Annotated in this window: 15 protein-coding genes; 10 read left to right on the top strand and 5 right to left on the bottom strand. The window is 66.7% G+C overall.

Annotated features, from left to right (window positions below):
• Positions 1–79 precede the first annotated feature (79 nt).
• On the top strand, positions 80–886 hold the full coding sequence (locus tag VOM14_RS17295) for a hypothetical protein (RefSeq protein ID WP_327629932.1): 807 nt from the start codon (positions 80–82) through the stop codon (positions 884–886).
• A gap of 357 nt (positions 887–1,243) precedes the next feature.
• Here the strand turns inward: VOM14_RS17295 and VOM14_RS17290 are convergent, their stop codons facing one another.
• On the bottom strand, positions 1,244–1,666 hold the full coding sequence (locus VOM14_RS17290) for a diacylglycerol kinase (RefSeq protein ID WP_327629931.1): 423 nt from the start codon (positions 1,664–1,666) through the stop codon (positions 1,244–1,246).
• A 301-nt stretch (positions 1,667–1,967) separates the two neighbouring features.
• Here VOM14_RS17290 and bcsB point away from each other — a divergent pair, with 301 nt between their 5' ends.
• The 9 genes from bcsB (at position 1,968) to VOM14_RS17245 (ending at position 17,492) form a co-directional block, all read left to right on the top strand.
• Positions 1,968–4,358 (top strand): cellulose biosynthesis cyclic di-GMP-binding regulatory protein BcsB, encoded by a 2,391-nt coding sequence (gene bcsB, locus VOM14_RS17285; protein WP_327629930.1) that lies wholly within the window; start codon positions 1,968–1,970, stop codon positions 4,356–4,358.
• The gene (gene bcsZ / locus VOM14_RS17280; RefSeq protein ID WP_327629929.1) at positions 4,358–5,884 is read left to right on the top strand and encodes a cellulose synthase complex periplasmic endoglucanase BcsZ; all 1,527 of its coding nucleotides are present in this window, start codon (positions 4,358–4,360) and stop codon (positions 5,882–5,884) included. Before bcsB ends, bcsZ begins: the two co-directional genes overlap by 1 nt.
• Positions 5,863–9,903, top strand: coding sequence for a cellulose synthase subunit BcsC-related outer membrane protein (locus VOM14_RS17275; protein ID WP_327629928.1), 4,041 nt, complete (start codon positions 5,863–5,865; stop codon positions 9,901–9,903). Before bcsZ ends, VOM14_RS17275 begins: the two co-directional genes overlap by 22 nt.
• Positions 9,904–9,913: 10 nt before the next feature.
• The gene (bcsE, locus tag VOM14_RS17270; protein ID WP_327629927.1) at positions 9,914–12,013 is read left to right on the top strand and encodes a cellulose biosynthesis protein BcsE; all 2,100 of its coding nucleotides are present in this window, start codon (positions 9,914–9,916) and stop codon (positions 12,011–12,013) included.
• Positions 12,010–12,249 (top strand): hypothetical protein, encoded by a 240-nt coding sequence (locus VOM14_RS17265; protein ID WP_327629926.1) that lies wholly within the window; start codon positions 12,010–12,012, stop codon positions 12,247–12,249. The genes bcsE and VOM14_RS17265 overlap by 4 nt, the downstream gene beginning before the upstream one ends.
• A complete protein-coding gene (gene bcsQ, locus VOM14_RS17260) occupies positions 12,246–13,049 on the top strand; it encodes a cellulose biosynthesis protein BcsQ (RefSeq protein WP_327629925.1) in 804 nt (267 codons plus the stop codon). The genes VOM14_RS17265 and bcsQ overlap by 4 nt, the downstream gene beginning before the upstream one ends.
• Complete coding sequence (gene bcsA, locus VOM14_RS17255) at positions 13,046–15,625, top strand: UDP-forming cellulose synthase catalytic subunit (RefSeq protein WP_327629924.1); 2,580 nt, start codon at positions 13,046–13,048, stop codon at positions 15,623–15,625. Before bcsQ ends, bcsA begins: the two co-directional genes overlap by 4 nt.
• 38 nt (positions 15,626–15,663) lie before the next feature.
• Positions 15,664–17,226, top strand: a complete 1,563-nt coding sequence (gene bcsG, locus VOM14_RS17250) for a cellulose biosynthesis protein BcsG (RefSeq protein WP_327629923.1) — start codon at positions 15,664–15,666, stop codon at positions 17,224–17,226.
• Positions 17,227–17,309: 83 nt separating this feature from the next.
• Entirely contained in the window at positions 17,310–17,492 is a 183-nt protein-coding gene (locus VOM14_RS17245; protein WP_327629950.1) for a hypothetical protein, read from the top strand.
• A 73-nt stretch (positions 17,493–17,565) separates the two neighbouring features.
• Here VOM14_RS17245 and galE read toward each other — a convergent pair whose 3' ends face one another.
• The 4 genes from galE to VOM14_RS17225 are packed head-to-tail and all read right to left on the bottom strand — an operon-like array spanning position 17,566 to position 21,893.
• Positions 17,566–18,588: a UDP-glucose 4-epimerase GalE gene (gene galE, locus VOM14_RS17240; RefSeq protein WP_327629922.1), complete on the bottom strand. Its 1,023-nt coding sequence runs from the start codon at positions 18,586–18,588 to the stop codon at positions 17,566–17,568.
• A 12-nt stretch (positions 18,589–18,600) separates the two neighbouring features.
• Positions 18,601–19,749: a glycosyltransferase family 4 protein gene (locus VOM14_RS17235; RefSeq protein ID WP_327629921.1), complete on the bottom strand. Its 1,149-nt coding sequence runs from the start codon at positions 19,747–19,749 to the stop codon at positions 18,601–18,603.
• A gap of 51 nt (positions 19,750–19,800) precedes the next feature.
• Entirely contained in the window at positions 19,801–20,634 is an 834-nt protein-coding gene (locus tag VOM14_RS17230; RefSeq protein WP_327629920.1) for a glycosyltransferase, read from the bottom strand.
• Complete coding sequence (locus VOM14_RS17225; RefSeq protein WP_327629919.1) at positions 20,631–21,893, bottom strand: oligosaccharide flippase family protein; 1,263 nt, start codon at positions 21,891–21,893, stop codon at positions 20,631–20,633. The genes VOM14_RS17230 and VOM14_RS17225 overlap by 4 nt, the downstream gene beginning before the upstream one ends.
• Between the last annotated feature and the right edge of the window lie 40 nt (positions 21,894–21,933).

Here is a 21,933-nt window from a genome sequence, read left to right as displayed (position 1 = left end):
TGGTTGAAGCGCTCCGGCTTGCGGAAAAACCCAGGTGGTCAACTCACTAACAACGATCTGAGCGCCGAGGCTGCGCTGGATGTCAAAGGTAACGCTTCCAAAGCGGGTTGTGCAGACCTTCCTATACAGCTATTGCGAAGTCGAGAACTTACCAGAAGGTATTGTCGCGCGAGATGCCAGAGCAATCCTCCCGGCCATAGCCTTGAACGCTTTCTCCATTAATGGCGTTCCGTCGATGGCTCATTTCACGGATTATTTTCGCTTCGTCATGTTCACGAAGACCGACGAGATCTGGGTTGATACCGACATGATGTTGCTGCGGCCGTTCAGCCTCGATGTCCGCGGCAGCCTGATCGGAAAAGAGAGCGCTACCAGCATCTGCACAGCACTCCTGCGTCTTGATCCCGCCGATCATCGGCTGCAAACGCTTGTTGAACGCGTTGAGGCGATGAAAGGAAGCCGCATCGAATGGGGCGACACGGGGCCACGGCTTCTCACAGAGGTCTACGGCGTGAAGGCTGGCTTGCCCCCAGAGATCCTTTACCCCGTGCATTTTGACGACTATTACAAGGTCTTCCTTCCGCGGTACTTCGACGAATGTGTCGCGTCGTGTGCCGAGGCGAAGACCTTGCATCTCTGGAACAATCGCCTCGTTAGAATGGGACTGTTCAAGCGCATCGGGCCGCCGCGCGGTTCGTTTCTGCATTATCTGTTCGGGAAGACCGGCGCCATCGGTCTCTTCAGCGAGTTCTATCCCGCGACTGTCATGCAGGCCATGATCGACAATGTGGAAGAGAGGGTGGGCCGCGATGAAGGACTGCGCAAGCTCGTGCGAATAGGCGCGCCGATAATAAAGCGAGCCATCTTGCGCAGGTTCGGAGTGTGAGTCACGGACTTGAAAATCGGATGGGGCGTGAAGCCTTTCGATAATGTGAGCTACGTCACTGCATTTACCGGCGAGACCGCGGTGAACGGTCGGCTGGAGGCGAGTGCATTATCCGCATAAGTAGGCCGGGCGCAAACCCATGCCGAAGTTCATTATGGTTGACGCCAACCCGGTGGCCTGTGTAAAGGGCGAGTGACGCGACGGATCAATGAACAGGATCTGACGTAAATCAAGAGGCTGTTGAGTAGGCGACAGCGACGCGGTCGACACCGGCCGGGCGCATTGTCGTGCGATATCCGCCCGCGCGTCGTTGTGGCACGTTATACGCGTAGTGTCTCGCCTACGTTGGCAAGGCGTTCAAAAATAAACCTCCGCCAGCCTCACCACAAGCGGCCCGGCGAGAATGAGCCACACCGTCGCGCAGATCAGCAAGGACAGCGTGACCGCTGCGCTGCCGCAGTCTTTGGCGCGCTTGGAAAGCTTGTGCCGTTCCAGCGAAATGCGGTCGATGGCGGCTTCGATACTCGAATTCAACAACTCGACCAGCAGCACGAGCAACACCGACGAGATCAGCAGCACGCGCTCGACCGCCGTGACCGGCAGCAATAAGGCGGCGGGCAGCAGCACCGCCGCGAGCACGGTTTCCTGACGGAACGCGCTTTCCTCGCGGAGAGTCGTGACGAACCCGTCGTATGAGTGGCGCAGGGCGAACAGCCCGCGCATGATTCCGCTGCGTTTGGGGGGGATTGGAGAAGGAGGCGGATCGTTAGGGCGGCGCATCGATCGATTTTTTCCTGAGATCCGCAGCAGAATGCCACACGTGCACGGGTCTGTGTCAGTTCTGTGTTAGAGGCCGCGGACGGCCCGGCGCCTGTCGCGCGCATGCGACAGCGGCCGGCATATTTCCCGACCTGGCCCTCGGTTTTTCCGGCGCTCGACTGCAAAGAAGTGTAAGCCTCGGGCCCATTGTCTTATCATTGGCCCCGTTTGCTCTCCACCCATGAGCGTCCCGGCCAGGGAATTGGTGCTGCCACGGCAGCGCCAGCAATTGCGCTGCGGGGCACGAGAACCCGATCGGTCTATGAAGCCTGCTGTTTCGTTTTTTGTGTCACTGGTTGCAGGCGCCTGCGCGATTGCCGCCGCCGTGCACCCTTCCATGTCGCTCGCCGCGCGCGCCGGCGAGGCTCCGATCCGTGCCGTCGCCGCCTCCTCGGTAGAGGCGGCTGATGTGCCCGCCAACCTGCTTGCGGTCCCGGCTGCATCGGCGTCTTCCGGCGCTGGCGCTGCCGCTGCCGCGAGCGCGCCGGCGGCGGCAGGCGGCGCGAGCGCGCTGCATTTGCCTTTCTCCATGCTGGGCGCATATCAGACGCTCGGCCTGCGCGGTCTCGACGACAGCCGCGTCGTCAACGTCGGCGTGCGGCTCGACCGCGTGGTGACGGCTGCCACGTTACGGCTGCGCTACACGTACTCGCCGTCGCTCGTGTTTCCGATGTCGCATATCAAGGTGTCGGTGAACGGCGAAGCGGTCGCCACGGTGCCGCTCCAAAGCGAACAGGCGGGGCAGGCCGTCACGCGGGACATTGCGCTCGACCCGCGCTTTTTTACCGATTTCAACCAGATCAAGCTCAACCTGATCGCGCATTACACGCTCGATCACTGCGAAGACCCGCAGAATTCCGCGCTCTGGGCCGATGTCAGCCCGACGAGCGAAGTGATCCTGACCACCTCGGCGGTTCATCTGCCGAACGACCTGGCGTTGCTGCCGGCGCCGTTTTTCGACCGCCGCGACGTGTCCCGCCTGACCTTGCCGTTCCTGCTGCCGGGCAATCCCGACAACGACACGCTGCGCAGCGCGGGCGTGCTGGCGTCGTGGTTCGGCATGCTGGCCGACTATCGTCAGGCGCGCTTTCCCGTGGTGTCCGGGCTGCCCGCGGATAACCACGGCGTTGTGATCGGCGTGGCGTCGTCGTTGCCGGCGCAACTGAAGCTGCCGCCGCTTGCCGGTCCCACGTTGATGGTCGTCGATAACCCCGCCGCTCAGGACAAGAAGCTGCTGATCGTGAGCGGCCGCGACAACGCGGAAGTGCAGCAGGCCGCCAATGCGCTGGTGCTGGGGCGCGCGGCGCTGTCGGGCTCGTCCACGACGGTCGCGCATATCGACATCGGCGAGCCGCGCAAGCCTTACGACGCGCCGCGCTGGGTGCCGGTCGACCGTGCGGTGACGTTCAAGGAACTCGTCGACGATCCGTCGCAGTTGCAGGTCAGCGGCAGCACGCCCGACGCGATCCGCGTCAATCTGCGCGTGCCCGCCGACCTGTTCTCGTGGAGCGGCACCGGCGTGCCGCTCGACCTGCATTACCGCTATACCGAGCCGACCATCGTCAACAATTCGGCGCTGGCGGTGAACATCAACGATCAGCTCGTGAAGTCGCTGCGTCTGCCCAAGGCGGCCGCCGAAGACGGGCAAGGCCGCATGCAGCTGCCGGTTCTTGCGGATCAGCCGAGTCACGCGACGAATTCGATCGACATTCCGGCCTTTCGCGTGGGCAGTTCGAATCAGCTGCAATTGCGCTTCAGCCTCGATTCGCAAAAGACGGGTCTCTGTCAAGGCGTCGCGGCCAATCCGGTGCAGGCGGCGGTCGATCCCGATTCGACCATCGATTTCTCGCATTTCGTGCACTACGCGCAAATGCCGAATCTCGCGTTTTTCGCCAATAGCGGCTTTCCGTTCACGCGCTACGCCGACCTGTCGCAGACGGCAGTGGTGATTTCGCCGCATCCGGGCGCGGAAGACCTCGAAGCCTACCTGACGATGATGGGCCACATGGGCCAATGGACCGGCTATCCGGCGCTGCGCGTACAGGTGATCCGTCCGGCGAACGTTGCCGCGCTGGCTCCGACGAAAGACATGCTGTTCATCGGCGGAACGCCTGGCGTGCTGCGCGAGACGCCGTGGCAGGCGGCGCTGCCGCTGACACTCGCCGCGTTCGATGGAAACGCCGGCGGCACTGGCGCCACGGCGGCGGGCGGCGCGCAACACGCGTCGTTCTCGGTCAAGGAGCGCTGGCGCAACGGCGCGCCGGTCGCCGGCGGCAGCGCGCAACTGGAGCAGAACGGCGCGCTCGCGGCGCTCTTTGGCTTCCAGCAGCCGGGCACCAAGGGCCGCAGCGTGGTCGTGATGCAGGCCACGAGCCCGGCGCATCTGAACGACATGCTCGATGTGTTCGAGCGTGCCGACAGCGTGTCGCGCCTGCAGGGCGATCTGGCGCTCGTGCGCGACGGCCAGATCGACAGCTTGCGAGTCGGGGAAACTTATCTGATCGGCTATGTGCCGTGGTACGCGCGTATCTGGAGCAGTGCGATTCAGCATCCCGTGCTGCTTGGCCTGCTGGGTGCGTTGGGCGGTCTGATGCTGGCAATCGGCGCCTTCGTCGCGCTGCAGGAGCTTGCCGCGCGCCGCCGGGGTATCTGATGGCCAAACGCACCGCTCTGACCCGCACGAATACCGTGCCGCCGACGATGCTGCCGCCGCGCGCCGCCTCCGCGCTTGTGAAGCGCGGGGCTCGCGGCGAGTGGCGTCGCGTGTCCGGCGTCCGTGGCGCGCTGGGTGGCGCGCTCGCCTTGATGGCTGGGACGGCGGCGCTGTCGCCGGCGAGTATGGCGGCTACGGCTACGGCTACGGCTACGGCTAGCACGCCGGCGCCCAGCACGCCCACGGCCACGTTCGCGGCGACGGCCGCGCCCAGCATCGCCATGGCCACGGCAAGCACTTCCACGGCCAGCACGCCCACGCCCACGCCCAGCACGCCCACGCCCAGCACGGCCACGCCCAGCGAGCCCGCGTCCACGCCATCCGCAACCCCCACGTGTCCCACCACGGCGTTCCACGCATTCGACAACGCCCGCGCGGCCCGCTCCGCCGTGTCGGCCGGTTGGCCTGCCTGGGAGCAGTTCAGGAGCAAATTCGTTTCGGCGGACGGCCGCGTGATCGATGTCGGCTCGGACGACGAGCGCACCGTCTCCGAAGGCCAGTCTTACGGACTTTTCTTTGCGCTGGTCGCGAACGATCGCGCGTCGTTCGATCGTCTTTTGCACTGGACCGAAAACAATCTGGCCGCCGGCGATCTCACCCTGCATCTGCCCGCCTGGTTGTGGGGTCGAGGCCAGGACGGCAAGTGGGGCGTGCTCGACAGCAACGCGGCTTCCGACGCCGACCTGTGGATCGCCTACGCGCTCCTCGAGGCGGGCCGCGTCTGGAACGAGCGCAGCTACACCGTGCGCGGCGCGTCGCTCGCGAAGCGCGTGCTCGACAGCGAGACCGCCCATGTGCCGGGGCTCGGCTTCACGTTGCTGCCCGGACCGGTGGGTTTTCATCCGCAGCCGGACTTGTGGCGCGTCAATCCAAGCTATGCGCCCGTGCAGGTGCTGCGCGGCCTCGCGGCGGCGCTGCCGTCGGACCGGCGCTGGCAGGCGCTCGTCGATTCGTCGGCGCGCGTACTGGCCGACACGGCGCCGCAGGGTTTTTCGCCCGACTGGTCGCTCTATCGGACGGGGAAGGGCTTCCAGCCCGATACCGAAACGCACGCCGAAAGCGCCTACAACGCGATTCGCGTGTACCTGTGGGCCGGCATGCTGAACGGCAGCGATCCGCTGAGAGGCGCACTGCTTGGCCGCTTTGCGCCGTTCGCCCGCTTTATCGAGGCGCACGGCGCGCCGCCGGAGCGCATCGACACGACCGACGCGAAGCCGGGTCCGAACGACGGCAACGCCGGGTTTTCGGCTGCGGCCATTCCGTTTCTGATCGCGCGCGGCGAGGCCGCGCTGGCCGATCGGCAGGCCGCGCGGGTCGATCAGCTCGACGTCCAGACCGCGCCCGGTTATTACACGAGCGTGCTGACGCTGTTCGGCCTCGGCTGGCGCGACGGCCGCTATCGTTTTGCGGCCGATGGCTCGCTCGACTTGCCTTGGAGTTCCATTTGCCGTCCCGCCAAACGCTAGGCGCCGTGGTTCGCGCGCCGTCGCGGATTGCACGCGCGCTGTGGGTAGCCGGCGTCGCGGGCTGCGCGCCGTCGCTCGCCCATGCCGCCGACGCGCAGACGCAACTGCCGCGCTCCTCCGTGGACGCGCCCGCCGTGGCGGCGAAGGCCGCTGCGCCGCGAAGCGGCAATGGCAATGGCAATGGCAACGCGAAGCCGGGCGCGAGCGCGCCCGCAGCGGTTGCCGCAACCGCCGCAACCGCCCCCCGCGCCGCGCCCGCCCCGGCGCTGTCCCGCACCGATTCCGCCAACGTCGAGCGTCTTTATGCGACCGCGCGCCTGTGGAGCGTCAAGCATCGCGACGATCTGGCCCAACAGGCGATCGACAAGGCGTTGCTCATCGCCCCGCAGTCGCCCGTGCTGCTGGCCGAGCAGGTCCGGATCGATCTGCGGCTCGGGCAGGCGCAGGCCGCCCAGGCCGCGTTGACCCGGCTGCATCAGGCCGCGCCCGGCACCACGCTCGCTCAACAGTCCGACGACGAATTCCGCGCGGTGACGAGCGGCCGCGGCGAACTCGCGGCGATCCGTCTGCTGGCGCGCAGCGGCCACGCCGACGAAGCCGCGCAACGTCTCGAACTGCTGTTCCCGCATGGCGCGCCGTCGGGGCCGCTCGGTGCCGAGTACTACAACCTCATCGCGGGCACGCCGGCTGGCCGCGTGCGCGCGATTGCCGCCCTGCGCGCACGGCTCGCCGCCGATCCCGGCGACGTCGACGCCGCCATGGTGCTGGCCGGTCTGCTCAACAGCAGCAGCGACACGCGCCCGGAGGCCGAGCGCATCGCGCGTTCGCTGGCGACCCGCAGCGACGCGGATCACAACGCGGCCATGGACTTGTGGCGTCGCGTGCTGCAATCGGCGGGCGCCGACCCGGCGTATGCGCAAGGACTCGCAGCCTACGTCGCGCTCTCGCCGGACGACGCCGAATTCCGCGACCGCCTCGGCGAGGTCAACGGCAAAGTCGAGGCGCAACGCCGTCTCGAAAGCGATCCCAACTACATTGCGCAGCAGCGCGGTTTGGCGCTCCTGTCGCGCAACGATCTGGCCGCCGCCGAACCGCTCTTGACGCGCGCCGCTCAGGCACGCGCGCAGGACGCCGATGCGGTCGGCGGCCTCGGTTTGTTGCGCATGCGCGAGGGACGCCAGGACGAGGCGGAAAAACTGTTCGCGCGCGCCGCGCAGCTCGCGCCCGACAATCGCGCGAAGTGGACCGGCCTCGCGCAGACCGCGCGCTTCTGGGCCACGCTCGGCCGCGCCCGCGAAGCGGCGTCCGCCGGCCGGCCAGCCGACGCCGCGGCGGCGGCGCGCGAGGCGCTCGCGATGAACGTATCGAACGCCGACGCAAAGCTGGTGCTGGCCGACGCGCTGCTCGCCCAGAAAGACTGGACGCACGCCGAGCCGCTGCTCAGGGAATTGCTCAGCGCGCGCGATCCGAGCCTGTCGGCGGTACGCAGCACTGCGACGCTGTTCGACAGTACCGGGCGCGACGATCGCATCGGGCCGCTGCTGGATGCGGTGCAAAGCCGCTTCCGCGCGCCGGCGGATCGTACCGAACTCGCGCGGATTCGCGCGGACAATCTCGTGGCGCAGGCCGAGCGGCTGTTGCAGCAAGGCTTGCGCGCTCAGGCCATCGACCGTTATGAAGCGGCGCTGCGCGCCTCACCCGATTCGCCGTGGACGCGCTTCGCGCTGGCGCGCATCTATCGCGACATGGGCCTGCCGCAACTCGGGCGCACGGTGATGGACGAAGGCCTGAATGCGTCGGCTTCGGCATCGAACGCCGCCGAAATGCATTACGCCGCCGCGCTTTATCGCAATTCGACGGACGACGTCGCCGGCGCGCGCGCCGTGCTGGCGGACGTGCCGGCGCAGGACCAAACCGACTCGATGCGCGCGCTCGCCCGCAATCTGGAAGCGCAACAGGCGCTCGCCGCGGCGCGCGCCGCGTATGCGGCGGGCGACCCGCAGGCAGGCGCCGCCGCGCTGAACCAGGCCGCCACGCTCGGCGCCGACGACGCGAATCTGAGCGCCTCGGTCGGCTCGCTCGAAATCGACATCGGCGAGCCGGATCGCGGCCTCGCGCGGCTCGCCGACTGGATGAAGGCGCACCCCCAGCAAACCGACGCCGACGTGAAGCTGCGCTACGGCGATCTGCTCGGCTCGGCGCATCGCGACGATCAGCTCGACGCGTGGCTGCGTCAACTGCGAAGCGAGGCCGCGTTGACGCCCGCGCAAAGCACGCGGCTCGAAGACCAGTCGCTGCGGCTCGCGCTGCGCCGCGCGGACGCGGCCATCGACGCCGGCGACTACCGGCGCGCGACGGCGAGCCTCGAAGGCGTCGACGAAGCGGGCCGGCGCGATCCGCGTTATGCGCTCGAAATCGCGGACCTCCAGCGCGCGCAGGGCAAATTCGCCGACGCCCGCGCCACGCTCGACAAGCTGCTGGCCGACAAACCGGACAATCCGGATGCGCAGTTGGCGCTTGCTCGCGTGTTGCAGGAAAGCGGCAAGCGCCGCGCGGCGCTCGAACTCGTGCATGGCGTGATCGAGCAAACGCCCACGGACGACATCGACACGCGGCTCTCGGCGGCGCGCCGGCTGGCCGCGCTGCGCCGGCCGTTCGAAGCAGAGGCGCTGACCGACGAACTCGCGGGCGCCTTCCCGGGCCGCTCCGACGTGACGGTGCAGCAAGGCCGCATCGACGAGGATCTTGGCCGCTACGATGCCGCCGCCGCGCTGTACCGCAAGTCGCAGGCCGAGGAGCGCGGCGAAGGTGTGAGCGCCGGCCCTAACGGCACGCCCGCGCAAGCCGCGTTGAGCGATCTGGAGCAGCGTCGCGATCCTTTGATCGAAGCGGGCTGGCTTCCCGGCTATAAGTCCGGCGATGCCGGGGTCTCGAAGTACGCCGCCCAGCAGGTGCCGGTCTACGCGCAAGCGCCGGTGGGTTACGGCGGGCATGTGTTCGCGCATATCGACGCCGTGCATCTGGATGCCGGCACGCTCGACCCGTCCGATTCGACGGTTGCGGACTCGGTCGGCACCCACGCGGCGCTGACCGACAGCGGCACGGCGCCGGTCGCGAGCCTGCATCAGCATGCCACCGGCGCGGGCGGCGGCGTCGGCTACAAGTCGGACAACTTTCGGGTCGATCTGGGCACGACGCCGATCGGCTTCCCGGTGCATTACCTCGTGGGCGGCGTGCGCTACCGCATGGCCGGCGACGACGGCAGCGTCACCGTGAACCTGTCGCGCCGGCCGCAAACCGGCAGCGAACTGTCGTATGCGGGCTTGCACGATCCGTGGACCGGCTCGGTCTGGGGCGGCGTGCGCCGCGACGGCCTCGACGTGCATTCGTCGCTCGACATCGGCCGGGTGAACCTGTTCGCCGATGCCGGCGCGGCCGTGCTGACCGGCCGCAACGTCGCGCCGAACAGCGGCGCCACCTTGCGCACCGGCGTGACCGTGCCGCTGCTGGAGCGCGCGGACATGAAGGTCAGCACCGGCGTGGTCGGCAACGCGTGGCACTATGCCAACAACTTGCGCTATTACACCTTCGGGCAGGGCGGCTATTACAGTCCGCAGCGATATCTGTCGCTCGGCTTTCCCGTCGAATGGCAGGGCCGCCGCGGCGGCTTGCGCTGGGACCTGACCGCCACGGTCGGCGTCTCGAATTCGTATGAGCGCGGTTCGCCGGTCTACCCGAACGGCCTGCCGGCCTCGGCGAAGCTCCAGTCGTCCGGCGCGCTGGCCAACGACGTCTATCCGGCCAGTTCGACGCGCGGTGTATCGTTCCTCTACGGCCTGACCGGCGCCTTGGAGTACCGTTTCAACCCGCACGTGGTTGCGGGGCTGCTGTTCGACATCGACCGCTCGCACGATTACGCGCCGAGTTCCGCGATGGTCTATGTGCGATACAACATGGACGCACGCAAACCCGACACGGGCCTGTCGCCGACGCCGACGCGTCTGTATTCGAGTTATTGAGGAAGACGGCATGCGATCCGCCACTCCAGTTTCCAACGATCCCCGTCGAAGGCCCGACGAAGCGCCGGGTTTCATGTCGACGCTGCGCGCGGTCGGCGCCGCGCTCATGCGGCTCGCGGCACGCCGGCAGGTGCAGAACCGTCTCTCGATCGACGGTTTGCCCGACGGCTGGGCGACCCTCGCGCCGGGCAGGCTGTACCTCGTGTACGGCATCGCCGGCACGGCGGCAGCCGACGCGCTGCTGTTCGAAAGCGCCTGCGACGCGTCCGCGCGCGCGGTGACGCTCGTGCTGTCCGCGAGGCGGGAGAAGCCGCTCGCGCGCTTGCTGACGAAAGAGGGCGCGCGCAGTCTGCCGGCGCGCCTGAACGTGCTGACGCTGCAACCGCGCGCGCGCGCCGCCGATGCCGCCAGCGACACGGGAAACCCGGCAAACCCGGCAGACGCGGAGCCCGACGCCGCGCGGCCGCTCGCGCGTCTGTTTGGCGCGCTGCGCGCGCTCAAGCCGTTCGGCTTCAGGCGCGGCAGCATGTTCTTCGTCGAAGGCGCGGAGCAGTGGTTCAGCTGGGATCGCCCCGACGATCTCGCCTACGAAGGCCGCGTGCTCGCGAACTGGTGCCAGACACGCGGCATCACGCTGGTGCTGCTGGCGGGCAGCGTGGCGCCGTCCACGAACGAACTCGCGCTCGACGCGGAAGCCACCGAGGAGCAGCTCGAACACGAGGCCCGCGATCTGGAGCGCGACGAGTTCCACGGCAGTTGCAGAGGCGTCGCGCGCTTGCAGCATACGCATGGCGAACTGTTGTGGCATGTCGATTTCTGGCGCACGCGCTCGGCGCTGGCCGCCGGAGAAGTGCGCGCGCTGCGTTTCACGCGAGCCGGCCGGTTGATAGTCGCGCCGCAGGAAGACAAGGCCGACGGCGTCGAGCGGGCGCGCATCGCGCGGGACGAAATGCGGGTGATCGCGACGCGCGGCGTGATCGGGGACGAGCCGTGGGTGCCGCAGGAATGGGAGATCGTCGACGACCTGCAGGCGGCGCTCGCCGCCGGTCTGGGCGCGCGCGCGGCGAGCGTCGTGCTCGACTACACCGGCAGCGATCAGCTCGAAGCGCTCTGCGAGACCGTGCACACGCTGCGCCGCACCTGCGGGCGCGCGCTGAAAATCGTGCTGGTCGAGCGCGGCCAGGTGCTGCGTCATCAGTTCGAACTGCTGGTGCTGAATCTCGGCGCCAATCTCGTGATCGGCCGGGACGTGCCGTTTTCGCGGATGCAGTCGCTGATGCATTCGTTAAGAGGGCAATTGAACGCGCGCCCGGTCGCCGCCGATTACCGCGCCGCGCTCGCCGCCGCGCTCAGCGACGAAGTGTGCGGCTATCTCCCGGTCGAGAGCTTTGTCGCGCATGTGCGCCATGTGCTCGGGCGCGGGCAACTGCTGAGGCTGCCGCATGTGCTGGTCAAGCTGCGGCTGAAGCCCGAACTCGCGCATGCGGACGCGCTGCGCCAATGCCGTCCGACGCGCAATGGCGATGTGGTCACGGCCGACAGCGCGCATCTGTACGTGTTCCTGTTCGCGTGCCGGCTGGCCGACGCGCAAGGGTCGCTCGCGCGCATTTTCCGCGTGCCCGTGGAGTCGCTCGCGGACAGCACGGAACTGATTGCCCGCGAGCCGTTGCTGGAGGAGGTCGAGCGGCTGGAGACGGAGCAGCGTCGCGTGCCGAATGTCGACTATAGCGACGTCCTCGATGTGCAGAAGGCGGGCGGGGCGGCACGCGCTGCGTCCCATGGGTTGATTCGGAGTGCGGCGCAAAATGCCGTGCAGGCTGGGCGGCCCGGTAGTTCTAGTAGTTCCGGTGGTTCTGGTGGTTCGCCTCAAGCGCCGTCCGCGGCTGAACTGGCGCCGCAAGCGCCGCCGCTCGCGGAACCTTTTGGGACAACAACCGAGGGCGCGGCGCATGCATCGGCGGCCAATCTTTCAGGCGGCGTAACCGTCGAGGCGACGCAAGCAGCCCAAGCAGCCGAAACCGCCGAAACCGCCGAAACCGCCGCGCCACCCCCGCGCCGTCGACGGGCCGAGCCGGCCGCCATGCCATTGCGCAAACAGGAGGCCGCATGACGCTCTTTTTCCTGATGTGTTTCGGCATCGGACTGATCGGCGGGATTCCGGTGTGGATCGTCTGGCAGTACTTTCGCCGCCGCTCCGGCGTGCGCGCCACGCGCCGCTTCGACCTTCGGCATGCCGTGCCGTTCGAGGCCGCCGCACTCGTGCTGAACGGACGTCCCGTGCCGCAACCCGCTGCCGCGCGCGCCGACGCGAGCGAGCCGTCGACTGGAGCGTCGTCCGCGCCATGAAAACGATCGCCATTCTCTCCACGGCGGGCGGCGCCGGACGAACCACGCTCACGGCGGCGCTCGCGATGCTGCTCGCGCGGCGCGGCCGGCCGGTCGTCGCGGTCGATTTCGATCCGCAGAATCTGTTGGGCGCGCATCTCGGGCTCGACGAACTGCCGCCCGCGGGCATCGGCGCGGCCATTACAAGCGATGCGCCCTGGCACGCGCACACATGGAGCAACGAAGAAGGCGTGCTGTTCGTGCCATATGGCGAGATGCCCGATGCGCCCGACGGCGCGCTCGCCAGCCTGCCGCCGACCACGCTGCGCCTCGCCGAAGAACCGGACTGGCTGGCGCGCTCGCTCGGCGGCATCGATTTGCCCGGGCAAGGCGTGGTGCTGATCGACACGCCGCGTTATCCGTCGATGCATGCGGCCCAGGCGCTGCGTTGCGCCGACCTCGTGGTGTGCGTGACGCCGCCCGAGCCGGGCGCGCTCGCGACGCTGGTGCGGCATCTGCCTAAGCTGCGCGCGGCGGGCAAGCGTCCGCTGTTCGTGTTGAACCGTCTGAATCCGGCGCGCGAGATGCAGCGCGACGCGCTGTCCATGCTCACCGCCGCGCTCGGTCGCGGCGTTGCGCCCGTCATGCGCCTGCATGCCGACGCGGCGTTGCCGGAAGCGTTCGCGCGCGGTTCGTGGCTGTTCGACGATGCGCCGTATTCGCAGACCTCGCACGATCTTCACGGACTCGCGAGCGCGGTTGAAGAGCAGCTCGCCGCGTTGGACGAATCGTCGCGCGTTCCGGGAGCCGAGCTGAAATGACGACGCCGGAGCAACGCGCCACTTCGCACGACGCGCCGTCAGCGGCGCGCTCGCGGCGCTCACGCCAGGACAGCGCGCGCGACTGGCTGGCGCGCCGCCTTGGTGTGAGCGTCGGCGCGAGCGCGCTCGAATGGTGGGTGCGGCTCTTTTTCCGGGCGCCCGTCGCGGGGCGGCGCGATCTGCCGCTGTCGCTCGCGCGCCTGTGGATCGTCTTTCTCGCGGAGCGCTTTGATGTCGCGCATTGCGCGCCGTGGCGCGCGTGGCTGTGGCGCGTCTTCGTGCGGCCGACGCGCGCAGGGCCGTCCGTCGCGGCGCGCATCGGCCGCGTTGTGCTGTGGATCGGGCGCTATGGCGTGATGCCGGTCTACCGCGTGTGGCGGCGCGCGCAGGCCGCGCTCGACCGGCAAGTTGCGAAGCTGCCGTGGCAGCGCTGGGGCGAATCGCTGGAAGCGGGCGCGGTGCGCGCCGGAAGAATTCGCTGGCTGACGGTGACGCTCGTCGCCGTGGGCGCCGTGCTATGGGCGCTCGTCGGCACGTCGCCGTTCGCCGGCACGAACCAGTATGTGTTCTTCGGGCTGACCATCCTTCTCGCGCTGGCCATCCGCCGATTGCCGGGCCGTTTGCCGGTGCTGCTGCTCGCCTCGCTGTCGCTGCTCGCGATGCTGCGCTACGTGTGGTGGCGCACCACCCAGACGCTCGACTTTCATGGCGCGGGCGAAGCGATCATCGGCTATGCGCTGTTCAGCGCCGAAGCGTACACGTGGATCGTGCTGGTGCTCGGCTTCATCCAGACGGCGTGGCCGCTCGAACGGAAGGTCTCGGCGCTGCCCGCCGACCGTTCCTGCTGGCCGAGCGTGGACGTCTACATTCCCACTTATAACGAGCCGCTCTCGGTGGTGAAGCCGACCATTCTGGCCGCGCAAGGCATCGACTGGCCGGGCGATCGGCTGAACATCTATCTGCTCGACGACGGCAAGCGCCCGGAAATGGAGGCATTCGCACGCGAGGCGGGCGTCCGGTATCTGACGCGCTCCGACAACCAGCACGCGAAGGCCGGCAACATTAACCGCGCGCTTGCGAAAACGCACGGCGACTACATTGCCATTTTCGATTGCGATCACGTGCCGAGCCGCTCGTTCCTGCAAACGACCATGGGCACCTTCCTGCGCGACCCGCTTTGCGCGATGGTGCAAACGCCGCATCACTTCTTTTCGCCCGATCCGTTCGAGCGCAACCTCAACACGTTCCGCCGCGTGCCCAACGAAGGCGAGCTGTTCTACGGCCTCGTGCAGTCGGGCAACGATCTGTGGAACGCGACGTTCTTCTGCGGCTCGTGCGCCGTGATCAAGCGCGCGCCGCTCGAAGAAGTGGGCGGCGTCGCCGTCGAAACCGTCACCGAAGACGCGCATACCGCGCTCAAGCTGCATCGGCGCGGCTACACCACGGCTTATCTGCCGTATGTGCAGGCTGCGGGCCTCGCCACCGAAAGTCTCGCCGGCCACATCAAGCAGCGCACCCGCTGGGCGCGCGGCATGGCGCAGATCTTCCGCGTGGACAATCCGTTTTTCGGGCGCGGGCTGAACCTCTTTCAGCGAATCTGCTACGGCAACGCGATGCTGCACTTCTTCTATGGTGTGCCGCGTCTGATCTTCCTGACCATGCCGATGGCGTACCTGTTCTTCGGCATGTACGTGATCAATGCATCCGCCACCACAATCGCTGGATTCGTGCTGCCGTACATCATGTTGTCGAGCATTGCGAACTCGCGCTTGCAAGGACGCTACCGGCGCTCGTTCTGGGCGGAGGTCTACGAATCCGTGCTTGCCTGGTACATCGCGCTGCCTACCACGCTCGCGTTCTTCAGCCCCAGGCACGGCAAATTCAACGTGACAGACAAGGGCGGCCGCATGGACGAGGGCTATCTCGACTGGTCCGTGTCGAAGCCCTACATCGTGCTGCTCACGCTGAACGCGATCGCGATGTTCGCGGGCGTGTACCGCCTCGTGTTCGGCACCGGCGACGAACTGCCCACCGTGCTGATGAACGTGTTCTGGACTACCTACAATCTCGTGATGCTCGGCGCGGCGGTGAGCGTCGCGCGCGAGGCGAAGCAGATTCGCAGCACGCACCGCGTGCCGATGAGCATGCCGGCCACGCTGCTGCTGAGCGACGGAACGACCGTCGCGTGCAGGACGAGCGACTACTCGACCGGCGGCCTCGGTCTCGACGTCACACCCGGCCTGCCGCTCGCCGTGGGCGACTGGCTGCAGGTGTGCGTGAGCCGCGGCGACCGGCAGTTTGCGTTTCCCGTCCACGTGGTGCGCGCGGCGGGGCGCAATCTCGGCGTGCAGTTCGATGACCTGACGCTCGAGCAGGAGCGCCAACTCGTGCAATGCACGTTCGGCCGCGCGGACGCCTGGATTGCCGCCGCGGACGAAACCCCCACCGAGGAAGACGCGCCGCTGCGCGGTCTCGTGGAAGTCGTGCTGATGGGCATCGAAGGCTACTCGCGTCTGCTGCAAGGCCTGTCGCGCAAATTGCAGGCGCTTCTCGCGCTGGACGAAAGCCGTTATTGAACCGCCGGCGCCGCCGGCGGAACCTGAGGTTGGATCGAATGAGTCTCTGGAATCTGTATTTCCTGTTGAAGCTGTATCTGTTCAGTGCGGGGCATCTGCATCCGCTGTGGCTCGCGAACATCGCGTTTGCCATCGCGCTCGCCGCGACGAGCGGCTTGCGAAACCGCTTCCTGCGCGTGCTGCGCGGGGTCATCGGGCTCGTGCTCGGCGTCATGCTGATGTATCACGAAGCCGCGATTCCGCCGTTTTCGCGGCTCGTCGAGGAATTCGGCAACCTCGAGACTTTCCGCTTCGGTTACTGGATGGAACTCGCGCAACGCTTCGTTCCGCCCGCGGCGCTGCTCGTGGCCTGCTGCGCGGTGGTCGGCTATCTGGTGGTGAATCGCTGGCTGCGCGTGACGAGCTTCGTCATTCTCGCGCTCGTGGCGCTGCCCGTCTGGCAGGCGAGCACCAACGCGCTCTCGTCGATCGAGGCGGCCGCGAGCTTGCGCTCGGGCGCGAAAGACGGCGGCGTCGCACAGCCCGGCGCGCCGCTCGATCATACGGCGGCGCTCGCCGCATTCCGTGCCGGCGAGTCGCAGCGTCAGGTCGCGATGGCGCATCTGACGAACAATCCGAGCGAGCAGTTCGACGTGATCGTGCTGCACGTGTGCTCGTTGTCGTGGGACGACCTGGATGTCTCGAACGCGCGCAACAATCCCATGTTGAGCCACTTCGACTATCTGTTCTCGAACTTCAGCACGGCCGCGAGCTACAGCGGCCCGGCGGCGATCCGCGTGTTGCGCGCGACGTGCGGACAGGAGGCGCACGCGGACCTGTACAAGCCGGCGGCGCAGCAGTGTCATCTGTTCGCGCAGCTGGCGCAGGCCGGCTATTCGCCGCAGACCATCCTCAATCACGACGGACACTTCGACAACTTCCTGGAGGTCATCAAGGACAACCTGGGCGTCCCCAATGTCCCGATGATTTCGAATACCGACGTGCCGGTCGCCATGCACGCCTTCGACGGCTCGCCGATTCACGACGACTACAGCGTGCTCGCGAAGTGGTTCGCGCAACGGCAGCAGATCGCCGGACCGGTCGCGCTGTACTACAACACGATTAGCCTGCACGACGGCAACCAGTTGCCGGGCAGCAGCCAGACCAGCCTCCAGTCGTATCCGGGACGCGTCAACAAGCTGATGAACGACTTTGACCGGCTGGGCGATCTGATCGCCGCGTCGGGCCGGCGCGCGGTGATTGTGTTCGTGCCCGAGCACGGTGCGGCGCTGCGCGGCGACGCCAACCAGGTGGCGGGCTTGCGCGAAATTCCGACGCCGCGCATCGTGCACGGGCCGGTCGGCGTGCGGCTCATCAATTTCCCCGGCAACCATGCGCCCACCACGGTGATCGACAAGCCCACGAGCTTTCTGGCGGTCGCGCAACTGCTGTCGAATCTGGTGTCGAACAGTCCGTTCAAGCCGGGCGTGACGCTGTCGCAATACGCGGCGGATCTGCCGCAAACGGACATGGTCGGCGAAAACGAAGGCACGGTCACGATGAAGACCGCAAGCGGTTACGTCGTGAAGACGCCGGACGGCGTGTGGGTGGACGAGAAATGAACAAGGCTGGATCGAAGGCTGAATTGCAGCCGCAAGTGCAACAACAACCACAAACGCAACTACCAACGCAACCGCAACCGCGTTTGCAAGCGCAGCCGAACCAGCGCAAGTGGTCGGTCAACGACATTGCGGGCCTCGCGCGCACGCTTGGCGAAATCGATCCGTCGAAATATGTCGACGAGCAGGCCGAGCATGCGTATGCGGAGGCGCTCGTGAAGTGGCCCGTGATGAGCCGGCTGATGGGGCTCGTGAAGGGTCACGAGTGATCAGGAGTGGTTCACGAACAGGCGGACGCCGGGCTCGCCCGGCGCACGCCGTTTCACTGCGATAGAACCCGAATCACCTGAAGCCGTTCGGATTCGCGGACTGCCAGCGCCAATGGTCCGCGCACATTCTTTCGATGCCGAATTCCGCGCGCCAGCCGAGCAACGCGAGCGCCGCGGCCGGGTCGGCGAAGCACGACGCCACATCGCCCGGACGACGCGCCACGATTTCATACGGCACGGCACGTCCCGACGCTTTCTCGAACGCCTTCACGACGTCGAGCACGCCATAGCCCTGACCGGTTCCGAGATTCACGACGAAGCTCGCGTCGCGCGCAACGAGCGCGTCGAGCGCGGCCAGATGTCCGCGCGCCAGATCGACCACGTGGATATAGTCGCGCACGCCGGTGCCGTCGGGCGTGTCGTAGTCGCCGCCGAACACGCGCAATTTTTCCAGCTTGCCAACCGCGACCTGCGCGACGTACGGCATCAGGTTGTTCGGAACGCCCGCCGGGTCTTCGCCGATCAAGCCGCTCTCATGCGCGCCGACCGGATTGAAATAGCGCAGCGTGGCGATGCGCCACGAGGGATCGGCAATTTCGAGGTCGCGCAGCACCTGTTCCGCGATCAGCTTCGACTGGCCATAGGGATTCGTGGCCGACAGCGGGAACGATTCGTCGATGGGCGAGCTTTTCGGCACGCCGTACACCGTGGCCGACGAGCTGAACACGAACTGCTTCACGTTGCGATCGCGCATCACGCCGAGCAGCGCGAGCAGGCTGCCGACGTTGTTGCTGTAGTACTCCACCGGTTTCGCAACCGATTCGCCCACCGCCTTCAGCGCGGCAAAGTGAATCGCGCCTGTGATCGGATGCGCGTCGAAAATGCGCTTGAGCGCGGCTTCGTCGCGCGCGTCGGCTTCGTAGAACGCGACGGCGCGGCCGGTGATCTGCTCGACGCGCCGCAGCGACTCGCGGTTGCTGTTCACGAGATTGTCGATTACCACGACGTCGTAGCCACCGTTCAGCAGTTCGACGCAGGTGTGCGAGCCGATGAAGCCGGCGCCGCCCGTAACCAGAATCGTGCCTTTCGTGGTCATGCTGTTACTCCGTTAAAGTAAAACGCCCGTCATTTTTTGCACCAGGTTCTTATACGTTTCGACGACGGCGCGTTCGTCGAACTCCTGCGCGACTTTCTGCCGGCCGCGTTCAGCCATGGCGCGCCGCTCCGCGCCGCTCATGTCGAGCATCTGCGCGAGCGCGTCGGCGAGACGCTTCGCGTCGCGCACTTCGCATAGCAATCCGTTGACGCCGTGCGCGACCACTTCGCGGCAGCCGGGCACGTCGGTCGTGACAATCGGCCGGCCCATTGCGGACGCTTCCATCAGCGTGCGCGGCACGCCTTCGCGATACGACGGCAAGACGACGCAATCCGCATCGGCGATAAAAGGCCGCACATCATGAGCCTCGCCGAGATACTCGACAATGCCTTCCCGTTCCCACGCCGCCACGTCTTCGCGCGTGATCGCGCTCGGGTTGTCCACGCCGACCGGCCCGAGCAACTGAAAACGCGCGTGCGGATAACGCTGATGCAAAAGCCGCGCGGCTTCGACATATTCGCCGACGCCCTTGTCCCACAGCAACCGGCCGATCAGCACGAATTTGAATTCGGCGCGTTCGGGCAGCGGCGTGAAGCAGAACTGATCGAGATCGACGCCTTCGCCATGCAGCAACCGCGCGCGCTCCGGATGCACCAGCAACTTCTGTTCGACAAACGCGGCCTGATCGTCGCGATTCAAAAACCAGACTTCGCGCGGAAAGCGGAACGCGAAACGATACAGTTTTTTCGCCACTTGCGCCGCGCGGCTCTGCTGGATGAACACATAGCCCAAGCCCGTGGTCACCGCGACCGACTGCACGCCCGCCAGTTTCGCGGCAATCGAGCCGTAGATATTCGGCTTGATCGTGTAGTGAAACACCACGTGCGGACGAATCGCGCGGTACTGGCGATACAGCGCGTAGAGCGTGCGCAGATCGTCGCGCGGACTGGTGCCTTTCGAGGCGACCGGCAATTCGATGCAGCGGCAACCCATGGCAGTGAGCAATTCGAATGTGCGGTCGCGCGGCGCGAGCACCGTGACATCGACGCCGCGTGCGACCAGCATGCGGATCAGTCCTTGCCGATAGGTATAGATTGCCCAGGCGGTGTTACACACGAGTGTAATGCGCAACGCGGGCGTCGACTTCAGGGCTGGCTTCATGCGGAAACGAACTCGGCGGTGAATGAAAGGGCAAACAGACGGCGCGGCCGATCAATGGCTCGCGCGCGGCGCGAGCAGCGTGCGCTTGACGCGCTGCAAGGCGCCGTAAGGCGTGACGAGATGCAGCAGATTCTTGAAGAGGCCGAACCAGTCGTACGGATTCGCGACGTTGAAGTAGCGCAATTGCAGCCGCAGCGTCGACAGCACCTGGCGGCGCCGCTTCGTCGCGCTGATGCCGCCTTCGTTCAGCTCGTAATACAGGCCCAGCTCCGGCAGATTCGCGCAGTCGTAGCGCTCCATCAGGCGTACGAAGAGATCGAGGTCTTCAGCCGAGCGATATTCCGCGCGATAGTTGCCGACGGCGCGCACGGCGTCGATACGCAGCATCATCGAAGGATGCGCGAGACATGAGCGGAAGAAGCGCAGACGGCGGATCGCCGCGGGTTCGGCGGGCGGCGTCAGCATGAACAGCGGCTCGCCCGCGCGCGTGACGACCTGCGTCCACATGCCGAGCCCGGCCACGCGCGGATGCGCTTCCATGAAGGCGCGCTGCTTCGCGAGCCGTTGCGGCACGCTGCGATCGCCCGCGTCGATGCGCGCCGCGTAGCGGAAACCGCGCTGCGCGAGCGCCTCGATACCGGTTTGCAGCGCGCGCTCGATGCCGCCGTTGCGCGGCATGCGCAGCACTTCGATGTGCAGGTTGGCGAGCTTCGGCGCGACGATGGGCGGCGTGCTGCCGTCATCGACGATCAGAACGTGCACCTGCGCGCTTTCCTCGAACGACGCGAGCGTGAGATCGACGTCGGCCTGGCCGTTATAAGCGGGAATCAGGACCGCGACGTTGTCGAGACAGTGCGGCGGCGCTTCGGCGAAAGGGAGCGTCATGGGCGCAATTTGAAACGAATGTAATAAAGATTAACCGATGCCGCCGCGAGATAACCGCATGCAAGCCCCACGAGCGCGCCATACGCGCCGAGCCGGGCGATCGCGAGCAGATCGACGACGAACGCCACCGCGAGCGCGAGCAGCCACTTGAAGAGCAACACGAACTTCGCCTGATACTTCAGCACGACGAGGTTGCCGATTGCTTCGATGCCGGCGGGCACGGAAAGCCACACGGCCCAGCGGAAAATGTCGATCGCGCCTTCGAAGCCCGGCCCGAACACGCGGCGAATGATGAAGCCCGCGAGCAGGTCGAGAACCGTTGCGCCCGCAATCATCAGCGCGGCGGTCATCGCCGTGAGACGCCACATGTTGCGGCGCAGTTGCACGGGCTGCTGCACGCGATAGACGAACGCGGGCGCGATGGTCTGCGCGAGCATCAGCGCGAGCGTGATCCAGTTCTCGTTCAGTTGTTGCGCGGCGGAATAGCGCCCGAGATCGGCGAACGAAATCGCCCGCTCCAGCATGAGCCGATCGAGTTTCAGGAACAGGTACATACAGATCAGCCCGAGCCAGAACACCGTGCCCGCGCTCGCGAAATGCCCGAAGAGCGAGCGGTCGATATGCCAGCCGGGTTTGCCGCCATGCCGTCGAATGAAATAGACCACGAGTACACTGCCGATGACCGCTGACTCCAGCGCCCACAACCAGCCGAAGCGCGCGGGTTCGGCGGCGGCGCGCACGAGCAGATAGACGAAGCCCGCCTTCAGTACCGCAGTGCTCATGCTGGTCAGCAATTGCGGCTTGCTGTACGTCATGCTTTGCAGCCACGCATTGATCACGCCGACGAACGGTTCGCGAAACAGCATTGTCACCGCGAGGCCCGCGAGCATCGCGCCGACGAGCGGATCGAAGACATGCAGTGCAATGGCGAGCCACGTGAGCAGCAAGGCCGCGACCGAGACGGAAAAGCGCAGCGCGAAAGCGCTGCCGAGCACGGTGCCGAGCTGCGTGGGCGGCCGCGCAATGATGGTCGGCACGAGGATCTCCGCGCCGCATACCCAGGTAATGGGCGAAAGCACGAGCAGCAGCGTATTCGCGTATTGCCATTTGCCGAACGTGTCGGGTCCGAAGTAACGCGCGAGCACGCCGCTGATCACGATGGCCACGCCGATTTGCGTGAGCCGTTCGAGCCCGAGCCAGACAATATTCGTGAAGGCGCGCGTGACGTCCGGATTGGCGAAGCGCTTGAGGGTCAGCATCCGGTGAGCGCTCGCCGATGCGCTTCGCGCGAGCTTGCCC

Origin of the sequence: Paraburkholderia sp. MPAMCS5 (assembly GCF_036016995.1) — a bacterium.
GTDB lineage: Bacteria > Pseudomonadota > Gammaproteobacteria > Burkholderiales > Burkholderiaceae > Paraburkholderia.
Note: the sequence above shows the minus strand (reverse complement) of the source record. Positions and strands in the feature narration are given on the sequence as shown.